The 10,489-nt window shown below is 69.9% G+C and carries 15 protein-coding genes; 9 read left to right on the top strand and 6 right to left on the bottom strand.

The features are described 5' to 3' along the window. The 3 genes from AC1D12_RS13685 to AC1D12_RS13695 all read left to right on the top strand — a co-directional run. Positions 1–721, top strand: a 721-nt coding sequence (locus AC1D12_RS13685) for an NAD-dependent epimerase/dehydratase family protein (RefSeq protein WP_477840966.1), incomplete at its 5' end; no start/stop codon positions are given. Positions 722–860: 139 nt separating this feature from the next. Then, positions 861–1,541 carry a glutathione S-transferase family protein gene (locus AC1D12_RS13690; protein WP_477824957.1) on the top strand — a complete coding sequence of 227 codons (681 nt, stop codon included), beginning with the start codon at positions 861–863 and terminating at the stop codon, positions 1,539–1,541. 36 nt (positions 1,542–1,577) lie between these two features. Next, positions 1,578–2,822, top strand: coding sequence for a multifunctional CCA addition/repair protein (locus AC1D12_RS13695; RefSeq protein ID WP_465110626.1), 1,245 nt, complete (start codon positions 1,578–1,580; stop codon positions 2,820–2,822). Here the strand turns inward: AC1D12_RS13695 and AC1D12_RS13700 are convergent. The 4 genes from AC1D12_RS13700 to AC1D12_RS13715 all read right to left on the bottom strand — a co-directional run bounded on the left by AC1D12_RS13700 (position 2,801) and on the right by AC1D12_RS13715 (position 4,629). Next, a complete protein-coding gene (locus tag AC1D12_RS13700; protein ID WP_477840968.1) occupies positions 2,801–2,935 on the bottom strand; it encodes a hypothetical protein in 135 nt (44 codons plus the stop codon). The two genes, AC1D12_RS13695 and AC1D12_RS13700, sit on opposite strands and share 22 nt — an antisense overlap. 49 nt (positions 2,936–2,984) lie before the next feature. Further along, a complete protein-coding gene (locus AC1D12_RS13705; RefSeq protein WP_156154948.1) occupies positions 2,985–3,179 on the bottom strand; it encodes a hypothetical protein in 195 nt (64 codons plus the stop codon). 105 nt (positions 3,180–3,284) lie between these two features. After that, positions 3,285–3,482: a DUF2905 domain-containing protein gene (locus AC1D12_RS13710; RefSeq protein ID WP_047507774.1), complete on the bottom strand. Its 198-nt coding sequence runs from the start codon at positions 3,480–3,482 to the stop codon at positions 3,285–3,287. Positions 3,483–3,498: 16 nt separating this feature from the next. Then, the gene (locus AC1D12_RS13715) at positions 3,499–4,629 is read right to left on the bottom strand and encodes a class I SAM-dependent methyltransferase (protein ID WP_477824956.1); all 1,131 of its coding nucleotides are present in this window, start codon (positions 4,627–4,629) and stop codon (positions 3,499–3,501) included. A gap of 19 nt (positions 4,630–4,648) precedes the next feature. Between AC1D12_RS13715 and AC1D12_RS13720 the strand changes: the two genes are divergently transcribed. The 4 genes from AC1D12_RS13720 to AC1D12_RS13735 are packed head-to-tail and all read left to right on the top strand — an operon-like array spanning position 4,649 to position 7,398. Further along, positions 4,649–5,428 (top strand): SDR family oxidoreductase, encoded by a 780-nt coding sequence (locus tag AC1D12_RS13720; protein ID WP_477840970.1) that lies wholly within the window; start codon positions 4,649–4,651, stop codon positions 5,426–5,428. A 1-nt stretch (position 5,429) separates the two neighbouring features. Next, positions 5,430–5,828 carry a dihydroneopterin aldolase gene (locus AC1D12_RS13725; protein ID WP_047507768.1) on the top strand — a complete coding sequence of 133 codons (399 nt, stop codon included), beginning with the start codon at positions 5,430–5,432 and terminating at the stop codon, positions 5,826–5,828. Beyond that, positions 5,828–6,751 carry a tRNA 2-thiocytidine(32) synthetase TtcA gene (gene ttcA / locus AC1D12_RS13730; RefSeq protein WP_465110629.1) on the top strand — a complete coding sequence of 308 codons (924 nt, stop codon included), beginning with the start codon at positions 5,828–5,830 and terminating at the stop codon, positions 6,749–6,751. The genes AC1D12_RS13725 and ttcA overlap by 1 nt, the downstream gene beginning before the upstream one ends. 17 nt (positions 6,752–6,768) lie before the next feature. After that, the gene (locus tag AC1D12_RS13735) at positions 6,769–7,398 is read left to right on the top strand and encodes a DUF4136 domain-containing protein (protein ID WP_477840972.1); all 630 of its coding nucleotides are present in this window, start codon (positions 6,769–6,771) and stop codon (positions 7,396–7,398) included. Between the two features lie 4 nt (positions 7,399–7,402). Here AC1D12_RS13735 and AC1D12_RS13740 read toward each other — a convergent pair whose 3' ends face one another. Next, complete coding sequence (locus tag AC1D12_RS13740) at positions 7,403–8,284, bottom strand: DUF6279 family lipoprotein (RefSeq protein WP_477840974.1); 882 nt, start codon at positions 8,282–8,284, stop codon at positions 7,403–7,405. Here AC1D12_RS13740 and glmU point away from each other — a divergent pair. Both glmU and AC1D12_RS13750 read left to right on the top strand, forming a co-directional pair. Then, positions 8,283–9,656, top strand: coding sequence for a bifunctional UDP-N-acetylglucosamine diphosphorylase/glucosamine-1-phosphate N-acetyltransferase GlmU (gene glmU, locus AC1D12_RS13745; RefSeq protein WP_477840976.1), 1,374 nt, complete (start codon positions 8,283–8,285; stop codon positions 9,654–9,656). The genes AC1D12_RS13740 and glmU overlap by 2 nt on opposite strands. Before the next feature lie 85 nt (positions 9,657–9,741). Then, positions 9,742–10,089 carry a DUF7674 family protein gene (locus tag AC1D12_RS13750; RefSeq protein WP_465110633.1) on the top strand — a complete coding sequence of 116 codons (348 nt, stop codon included), beginning with the start codon at positions 9,742–9,744 and terminating at the stop codon, positions 10,087–10,089. Between the two features lie 23 nt (positions 10,090–10,112). Here the strand turns inward: AC1D12_RS13750 and AC1D12_RS13755 are convergent. Further along, on the bottom strand, positions 10,113–10,489 hold a 377-nt coding region (locus AC1D12_RS13755; RefSeq protein ID WP_477840978.1), incomplete at its 5' end, for an EAL domain-containing protein.

Here is a 10,489-nt window from a genome sequence, read left to right on the forward strand (position 1 = left end):
GCACGGGGGCGAGGCGGATTTCCAGCGCGCGCATGTCGAGCTGCCGAACCGCATCGCCCACGCCTGCCGCCAGGCCGGCGTGCGCCGGCTGGTGCACATAAGCGCGCTCGGCGCCCAGGCCGGCGCGCCCAGCATGTACCTGCGCTCGAAGGCGGCCGGCGAGGCGGTGCTGCAGCAATCCGGGCTCGACGTCACGCTGCTGCGCCCGTCGGTGATGTTCGGCGAGGAAGACCGCTTCATGAACCTGTTCGCGCAGCTGCAGCGGGTGCTGYCGGTGCTGCCGCTGGGCGGCGCCGATGCACGCTTCCAGCCGGTGTGGGTGCAGGACGTCGCGGCGGGCATCGCGCAGGCGCTGGCGCGCGAGGCGGCCGGGGCCGGGGTGCGTTCGTACGACTGCGCCGGGCCCAAGGTCTGGACGCTGTCGCAGCTGGTGCGGCTGGCCGGGCGCTGGTCGGGCCATCCGCGGCCGCTGATCGCGCTGCCCGACGGCCTCGCACGGCTGCAGGCCGGGCTGATGGAATGGCTGCCGGGCACGCCGCTGATGTCGCGCGACAACCTCGATTCGATGAAGGTGCCGAACGTCGCCAACGAAGCGCTGCCGGGACTCGGTGCGCTCGGCGTGCGCCGCACCGGCCTCGAAGCGGTGGTGCCGGCGTACCTCGGCAGCAGCGCCGGGCCGGCGCGGCTCGAAGGCTGGCGGCGACAGGCCGGACGCGGCTGAGCGCGGGCCGGCCGCCGCGGATGCGCGGCAGGCATGGCTTCCATTCGCAAATCTCATCGGTCGGCGCGGCCGGCGCAGAGCACCGCTCGCCTACGATGCAAGACCCCCTACCGACCCACTCGACACCCCGAGGCCCGCCATGCAGCTCTACATCGGCAACAAGAACTACTCGTCCTGGTCCATGCGTCCGTGGGTGCTGCTGACGCAGGCCGGCATCCCGTTCGACGAGGTGATGGTCCGCTTCGATTCGTTCGAGCCCGATTCGCAGTTCAAGACCGAGCTGGCGCGCCACTCGCCGACCGGCCGCGTGCCGCTGCTGGTCGACGACGGCTTCGCGGTCTGGGACACGCTGGCGATCGCCGAATACGTGGCCGAGCGCTTCCCCGCGAAGCAGCTGTGGCCGGCCGATGCGAAGGCCCGCGCGCGGGCGCGCAGCGTGTGCGCCGAGATGCATTCCGGCTTCGGCGCGCTGCGCAACCATTTCCCGATGAACGTCGAGGCTTCGCTGCCCGAGGTCGGCGAACGGCTGCTGCGCGAGCAGCCGGCGGTGCGCGCCGACCTCGACCGCCTGGTGCAGATGTGGAGCGAGTTGCTGCAGCAGCACGGCGGCCCGCTGCTGTTCGGCGGCTTCACGATCGCCGATGCGTATTTCGCGCCGGTGGTGATGCGGCTGCTGACCTACCGGCCGCCGCTGCCGCCGCAGATCGCGGCCTATGTCGAGCGCGTGCGCGCGCTGCCTGGCGTCGATGCCTGGTGCCGCGATGCGCTGGCCGAGCAGGACTTTCTTCCCTTCGAGGAGCCATATCGCACCGCTCGCTGAGACCGGTCGGCGCGTGCGCGCCTCTACACTGCGCCGATGAAGAAGTGGATGGTCGGCGGCGCGGTCCGCGATGCATTGTTGGGGCGTCCGGTCAATGACCGCGACTGGGTGGTCGTCGGCGCGTCGCCGGTCGAGCTGCTCGAAGCCGGCTACATGCCGGTCGGCAAGGACTTCCCGGTGTTCCTGCATCCGGAGACGAAGGAAGAGGTGGCGCTCGCGCGCACCGAGCGCAAGACCGCGCCGGGCTACCACGGCTTCACGTTCCATGCCGACCCGGGCGTCACGCTGGAAGAAGACCTGCAGCGCCGCGACCTGACGATCAACGCGATGGCGCAGGACGAAGACGGCCGCATCGTCGACCCCTGGGGCGGCCGGCGCGACCTGGCCGACAAGCTGCTGCGCCATGTGTCGCCGGCGTTTGCGGAAGACCCGGTGCGCATCCTGCGGATCGCGCGCTTCGCGGCACGCTTCGATGATTTCAGCATCGCATCCGAGACCCAGGCGCTGATGCGCCACATGGTCGAGATCGGCGAGGTCGATGCGCTGGTGCCTGAGCGCGTCTGGCAGGAGCTGTCGCGCGGGCTGATGGAGGCGCGGCCGTCGCGCCTGTTCGAGGTGCTGCGCCGCTGCGGCGCGCTGGCGCGCCTGCTGCCCGAGGTCGACCGGCTGTGGGGCGTGCCGCAGCCGCCTGAGCACCATCCGGAAGTCGACACCGGCGTGCACCTGATGCTGGTGCTCGACATGGCGGCGCAACTGGGGGCCTCGCTCGAGGTGCGTTTCGCGTGCCTGGGCCACGACCTCGGCAAGGGCACGACGCCGGTCGACGAACTGCCGCGCCACATCGCGCACGAGGCGCGCAGCGTGCAGCTCGTGCAGGCGCTGGCGCAGCGGCTGAAGGTGCCCACCGACTGCCGCGAGCTGGCCGAAGCGGTGGCGCGCGAGCACGGCAACATCCACCGCAGCCTGCAGCTGGATGGCTCCGCGGTGATGCGGCTGTTCGACCGCTGCGACGTGTGGCGGCGGCCGGCGCGCTTCTCGGAGCTGCTGCTCGCCTGCGAATGCGATGCGCGCGGGCGCACCGGCTTCGAGGATCGGCCGTATCCGCAGCGGCCGCGCCTGCAGGGAGCGCTGGACGCGGCGCTGGCGGTGGACACGGCCAAGGTGTCGAGCGACGCCCTGGCGCGCGGCTGGAAGGGCACCGCGATCGGTTCGGCGATCCGCCATGCGCGCTACACGGCGGTGTCGGACTACCTCGCAGCTCAGCCTTCGACCGGCAGTTGACGGTTGCGCAGGTGCAGCGTCATGCGCCTGCGCGCCCGATCGTCGAGCATCAGCAGCCAGCGCAGCGCACGCCATTCGTGCGCGACGAACACCGGAACCGACAAGCGCAACACGCCGGGCAGGTTGTGCAGACCTGCCGGGCAGCCTGTGCGGCGCATCGCCTCAGGTGGCGAAGTAGCGCGACTCGAGCGCCCGGGCGTTGGTCAGGTGCAGCCGCAGCTTCAGGCGGTCGAGCCAGCTGAGCGGGTGCATGCGGCCGTCGGGCATCGCGAGCACCGGACCGAGGATGGGTTCTTCCTCGATGCGGGATTCCTGATAGTCCTGCTGCGTCGTCGGCGATTTCAGAGCTTCAGCCATGCGGGCCTCCTTGTGCATCCCAGAGAAGGGAGCGAGGCCGTTGTAACCAGTTGTAGGGGGCGGCGCAAGTCTGGTTTGTCCGTGTCCCTGCCGGCGGCACTGGCTTCAGATCAGCTTCGTGATGGCCAGCGCGACCAGGCTCAGCAGCACGCTGCTGGTGATCGGGATGAAGAACTCGCGCCCGAACAGCCGGAAGCGGAAGTCGCCGGGCAGCCGCCCGAGCCCGATCTTCAGCAGCCAGCGCTGCAGCCCGCTGAACAGCAGCAGCGCGATCAGGATCACCAGCAGCCAGCGCAAGCCCATGGTCGTCGGGTCCGGGTCAGAGGGTATGGCTGCGGTCGCCGTGCACGAAGCCCAGCGGGGCCTCGGTGAACGACGCATCGCAGCCGCGCGCCAGCGCGATCACCTTGAACAGCTCGCCCATCTCGTGCTCCAGCAACAACTTCTGCGCATTCGCGCGGGTCTTCAGGTCGGCATCGGCCAGCCGGTCGACCAGCCCGCAGTTGATCAGGAAATGGGCCTGCGTGGTGTAACCCACCACCTCCAGCCCGGCATCCTGTGCRGCCAGCGCGATGCCGGTGAAGTCGACGTGGGCGGTGATGTCCTTGCGGCCGACCTCGGCCAGCGGGTCGCCGTCGGCCCGGTGCCCCTGGTGGCACATCAGCGTGCCGCCGTGGCGCTGCGGCAGGTAGTACTCGGCCTCCGGGAAGCCGTAGTCGATGAAGAAGGCCGCGCCGCGCTGCAGCCGGTCGGCCAGCGTCGCGATGAAGGCTCGGGCCTGCGGGTGGATCTCGGTGACGGTGCCGGGCACGAACGGGGCCTCGACGGGCGGCCGCAGGGCGGTCGGCCGGTCGCTCCACGCGAAGCCCTCGGTCCGGCCATCACCGGCCGCGACGACGCCGCGTTCGAGCCACTGCGTGCCGTCGAAGTGCAGCAGCTGCACCGGCATCGCGTCCAGCACCTCGTTGCCGACGATCACGCCGCGCATCGCGGCCGGCAGCTCCGACACCCAGCGCACCCGGTCGCCGAAGCGCGCCAGCCGCTGCTGCTGGCGCTGCCGCAGCGCGCCGGACAGGTCGACGATGGTGTAGCGCTCGGGCGCGAGGCCGTCGGCGGCCAGTGCCTCAAGGAGCTGCTCGGCCAGGGCGCCGGAGCCGGCGCCGAACTCCCACACCTCGCGGCTGTCGCAGGCCCGCAGCGCCTGCGCGACCTGGCGCGCGAGCGCATGGCCGAACAGCGGCGTCAGCTCGGGGGCGGTGACGAAATCGCTGCCGGACGACGGCAGCATGCCGAACTGCCGGTCGCCCGCGCTGTAGTAGCCGAGCCCGGGCGCGTACAACGCGAGCGCCATGAAGCGGTCGAAAGGCAGCCAGTCGCCGTTGCGGGCGATGGCCTGGCGGATCAGCGACGAAAGCGCCGCCGATACACTGCCGGCTGGTGGGGTTTGCATGCCCCGATTGTAGAAAGCCATGTCCGCACGTCCCGTCACCCTGGTCACCGGCGCGGCCCGCCGCCTGGGCCGGGCGATCGCGCTCGAGCTGGCCGCGCACGGCCACGACCTCGCGATCCACTGCCGCAGCTCGCGCGACGAGGCGCAGGTCACCGCCGACGAGGCCGCGCGGCTCGGCGCCCGTGCCGAGGTGTTCGCGGCCGACCTCGCCGACGAGGCCGCCTGCCGGGCGCTGGTGCCGGCCGTCTGCGAGCGCCTGGGCCGGCTCGACGCGGTCGTCAACAATGCGTCGACCTTCGCCTACGACAACGTCGACAGCTTCAGCTACGCCGCGATGGAGGCCCACTGGCGTGCCAACACCGGCCCGGCCGTGCTGCTCGCGCAGGCCCTGCATGCCCACCTGGCGGCCCGCGACGGCCACGGCTGCGTCGTCAACCTGCTCGACCAGAAGCTGTGGAATCCGAATCCGGACTACCTGTCCTACACCCTGTCGAAAGCGGCGCTGCAGTCGGCGACCGTGCTGCTCGCGCAGGCGCTCGCGCCGCGGCTGCGGGTGTGCGGCGTCGCGCCCGGCGTCACGCTGCTGTCGGGCGCGATGACCGAGGCAGAATTCGCCCAGGCGCACGGCCTGACGCCGCTGCAACGATCGTCGACGCCGGGCGACGTGGCGCACGCGGTGCGCTTCCTGATCGAGTCGCCGGCCGTCACCGGCAGCACGCTGCTGGTCGATGGCGGCCAGCACCTGCAGGGCCAGCCGCGCGACGTGATGTTCATTGCCAATCCCGGGAAGAAGACCTGACATGCATTCGCTCCTCAGCAACCCCAGCCTGATGGACTGCCGCCGGCTGTTCCTGCACGACTACGAGGTGCGGATCAACATCGGCGTGCACGAATTCGAGAAGAGGGGCGAGCAGCGGGTGCTGATCAACGTCGATCTCTACATTCCGCTCGCGATGTCGACGCCGAAGGCCGACAAGCTCGACGAGGTGGTCGACTACGACTTCATGCGCCGCACCATCGCCCACCGCGTGCTGCAGGGCCACATCCACCTGCAGGAAACGCTGTGCGACGACGTGCTGGCGCTGATGCTGGCGCACCCGCGCGTGCGCGCCGCGCGCGTGTCGACCGCGAAACCCGACGTGTACCCCGACTGCGAAGCCGTCGGCTGCGAAGTGTTTGGAATGAAGAAGGACCTGTGATGAGTGCCGTACTGGACAACCGACAAGACACCAAGGACGAGGCGAAGCAGGCCTTCGAGATCAACAAGCTCAGCAAGCGCCTGCACCGCCAGGTCGGCCAGGCGATCGCCGACTTCAACATGATCGAGGACGGCGACAAGGTGATGGTCTGCGTGTCCGGCGGCAAGGACAGCTATGCGCTGCTCGACATCCTGCTGAACCTGCAGCAGCGCGCGCCGATCCGCTTCGAGCTGGTGGCGGTGAACCTCGACCAGAAGCAGCCGGGCTTTCCGGACCACGTGCTGCCGGAGTACCTGAAGTCGCGCGGCGTGCCGTTCCACATCGAGAACCAGGACACCTACTCGATCGTCAAGCGCCTGATCCCCGAGGGCAAGACGATGTGCAGCCTGTGCTCGCGGCTGCGCCGCGGCATCCTGTACCGCGTGGCCGGCGAGCTCGGCGCGACCAAGGTGGCGCTCGGCCACCACCGCGACGACATGCTGCAGACGCTGTTCATGAACATGTTCTTCGGCAGCCGCATGAAGGGCATGCCGCCGAAGCTGGTCAGCGACGACGGCAAGAACATCGTGATCCGCCCGCTCGCCTACGTGGCCGAGCCCGACCTGGAGCGCTGGGCCGCGCACCGGCAGTTCCCGATCATCCCGTGCACGCTGTGCGGCAGCCAGGAGAACCTGCAGCGCGTGCAGACCAAGCAGATGCTGCGCGACTGGGACAAGCGCTTCCCCGGCCGCATCGAGAACATGTTCACCGCGATGGGCAACATCGTGCCGTCGCACATGATGGACCGGAACCTCTACCCGTTCACCACACTCAAAACCACCGGCGTGCCCGATGCCGCTGGCGATCGGGCCTTCGACGACGACGAGAGCTGTGCCCCGGCCGAACCCGCCGGCGACGCGGTGCCCATCAAGCTGCACGTTTGACCTGACGGAGGCCGACCATGTGGAAACCTGCCCTGACCACCACCCTGCTGGCCGGCGCGCTGCTGGGCCTGGGGGGGTGTGCCGCGATGAACGCGGTCGACAGCAACGTCTCCACCTACAGCCAATGGCCGGCCGGGCGCAGCGCATCGACCTACGCCTTCGAGCGCCTGCCGTCGCAGCAGGCGCGGGCGATGGAGCAGGAGAAGCTGGAGTCGATGGCCCGGCACTCGCTGCAGGTGGCCGGCTTCAGCGAGGCGGGCGACGCGAAGGCGGCCGATTTCACGGTGCAGGTCRGCGCGCGCATCAACCGCTACGACGTCTCGCCGTACGACGACCCGTTCTGGTGGCATGGCGGCTTGTTCCGTTCGCGCTACGGCTACGGCGGCTATGGCCGAGGCCCGTTCTGGGGCCCGCCCGGCTACTTCGGCCCGCGCTACTACGACACGACCTACTACGACCGCGAGGTGGCGGTGCTGATCCGCGACCGGCAGTCCGGGCAGGTGGTGTATGAGGCGCGCGCGGCCAACGACGGTACGACGATGGGTGGCGATGCGATGATCGCCGCGATGTTCGACGCGGCGCTGAAGGACTTTCCGCAGACCGGGATCAACCCTCGGCGCGTGACGATCCAGCTTCCGCCGAGCTGATCCATCATCGCCCGGTGTCCGCCGCCAGCGCGCGAAAGTCGCCGGCCCAGCCCTTGAGCTTCTTCGCCGCGTACTGCCGCTGCTCCGCGGTCGTCGTGTTGTGCAGCTGCGCCCCGAACTCGCAGTTGTAGCGCGTCAGCTTCTCCTGGTAGCTGCGGAAGTTCTCGCGCGGCGAGTGCTGCACCCGCTCGGCGATCGCGCGCAGCGCGGCCTGCACCTGGGGCTGCGGCGGCCGCTCGGCCAGCAGCTTTCGCAGCGTCTGCAGCACGTCCTGCTGGCGCGCCTTGCGTTCGGCCAGCCACAGCTCCGGGTCGAACGGCGATGCCGCCATCGCCCGCCGCACCCGCTCGGTCTGCGCCTCGTCGAGGTCGCCGTACAGCATCTCGGCGCGCTCCATCGTGCGCTTCATCGTGGCCTTCAGCCGGTCCTGCGGGTCGGGCTGCAGGTAGTCGTCGGCATAGTCCTCGTTGACCTTCGCGTAGCGCTTCTCGATGTGCTTCAGCTGCTCCGGCCTCAGCGACAGCGCCGTCTCGGCCAGCGCCGGCAGCGCCTGGTCGAGGCCGGTGAACATGCGCGATTCGACCTCGTCGGTCCAGCGGCAGGCCTGGGCGGCCGTGATGGGTTGCTGCAGCTCGCCGGCCAGCTTGTCCACCCATTGCGCATAGTCCGGCAGCTGGGTGCGGCGGTTCCAGCGGAACCACGACGTGATCGCGTCGCGCACCCGCGGCGTCTGCTCGTCGTTGAAGTCGATGTACTTGTCCAGCCACCAGTAGCCGAGGTCCGGCGCCTGGTTGTAGGCCAGGCGCATCGCACCACACCCTGAAAGCAGGGTGGTCAGCGCCAGCGCGACGCCGATAATCACCGACCTGAAAAAAGGACGTTGCATGGCACTCGACATCGTGATCATGGCCGCGGGCAAGGGCACCCGCATGAAATCCAGCCTGCCCAAGGTCTTGCACAAGCTGGCCGGGCGAAGCCTATTGCAGCATGTTCTCGGTACCGCAGCATCGCTGGGGGCGACCCGCATCATCACGATCACCGGCCACGGCGCCGAACAGGTCGAGGCGGCGGTGCAGGCACCCGGATTGCTCTTCGTGCGGCAGATGCCGCAGCTGGGCACCGGCCACGCCGTGCAGCAGGCCGTGCCGCAGCTGCACGACGAAGGCACCACGCTGATCCTGAACGGCGACACGCCGCTGATCGAGGCGGCCACGGTGCGCGCGCTCGTCGATGCTTGCGGCGGCGAGCGCTTCGCGCTGCTGACGATCACGCTGGCCGATGCCACCGGCTACGGCCGCATCGTGCGCGACGGCGAGCAGGTGCGCGCGATCGTCGAGCACAAGGACGCGACGCCCGCGCAGCGCGAGATCCGCGAGGTCAACACCGGCGTGATGGCGGTGCCGACGAAGCGCCTGAAGGGCTGGCTGGYCAGGCTCGACAACAAGAACGCCCAGGGCGAGTACTACCTGACCGACATCATCGCGATGGCGGTCGCCGACGGCGTGCCGGTCGTCACCGCGCAGCCGAAGAGCGAGACCGAGGTGCTGGGCGTCAACAGCCCGATGCAGCTGGCCGACCTGGAGCGCCGCTACCAGCGCGCCCGTGCCGAGGCGCTGATGGAGGCCGGCGTGCGGCTGGCCGATCCGGCGCGCTTCGACGTGCGCGGCAGCCTCACCTGCGGCAGCGACGTCGAGATCGACGTCAACTGCATCTTCGACGGCGAGGTCGAGCTCGGCGACGGCGTGCGCATCGGCGCGAACTGCGTGGTCCGCAACGCGCGCCTCCTGGCCGGCGCGGTGATCCATCCATTCACGCACATCGACGGCGAGGCGCAGGGCGTCAGCGTCGGGCGCGGTGCGCTGGTCGGCCCGTTCGCGCGGCTGCGCCCCGGCGCGCAGCTGGGCGACGAGGTGCACATCGGCAACTTCGTCGAGGTGAAGAACTCGACGCTCGCAAAGGGCGCGAAGGCCAACCACCTGGCCTACCTGGGCGATGCGACGGTCGGCGAGCGCGTGAACTACGGCGCCGGCAGCATCACCGCGAACTACGACGGCGCGAACAAGCACCGCACCGTGATCGGCGACGACGTGCACGTCGGCAGCAACTGCGTGCTGATCGCGCCGGTCGTGATCGGTGCCGGCGCGACGATCGGCGGCGGCTCGACGATCTCGAAGGACGCACCGGCCGGCCAGCTGACGGTGTCGCGCGCGAAGCAGGTGTCGCTCGAGGGGTGGACGAGGCCGGTCAAGAAGCGCTGACGGGCCGCACGAGCCGTCCGCCAGGGAACCAATCGGCGCCCGGGGTCACACAGGTCGGTTGCAGTCAACCGCTCCGAAGGATCCCGTGAGCCCCCTGGAAAAGCAGATGAGCATCGCGGCGTTCATCGACGACCTGCTGACGCAGGTTCCCGAACTGTCAGCGTTGCACAGGCAGCACATCGAGGCCCACCAGGGCCTGGTGCCTGCGGTATTCATGGCCGATGTCACCCGGGTGGTGATGGGGCTGGTGAAGGAACCGGCCGGGGCGGAACCCGTCACCCGCTTGCTGCAGCTGATGGAGCGGGCGCTTGAATCGCGCGACACCGGCGTCAGGGACCTGGTCAAGGCATCGCTGGTCGAAGGCCTGTCCGTCCGCACCGCCGCGGCCGCCGAGCGCTGGCTCGCCAACGACGACATCATCACGCGGCCCTGAGTCGGTGAGTCTGCGCCCGGCGTTCACACCAGCGCCGGCCGCGCCAGCGCGATCGCCCACGCCTCGAACGCCGCCGCCGGCAGCGGCGAGCTGACCAGCTCGCCCTGCAGTTCGTCGCAGCCGAGCCGCGTCAGGAAATCCTGCTGCGCGATCGTCTCGACGCCCTCGGCGATCACCGTGATGTCCAGGCTGCGCGCCAGCTGCACGATGGCGCGCGCGATCGCCGCCGAGTCGTGCTCGTCCGGCAGGTCCTTCACGAACGAGCGGTCGATCTTCATCTTGTCGATCGGCAGCTCCTTCAGGTGGCCGAGCGACGAGTAGCCGGTGCCGAAGTCGTCGACCGAGATCCGGATGCCCATCGCCTTCAGCTCGCCGAGCCGCGCCTTCACCTCGCCGAGGT

The sequence above is a fragment of the Rhizobacter sp. P1_G5 genome, assembly GCF_056405435.1.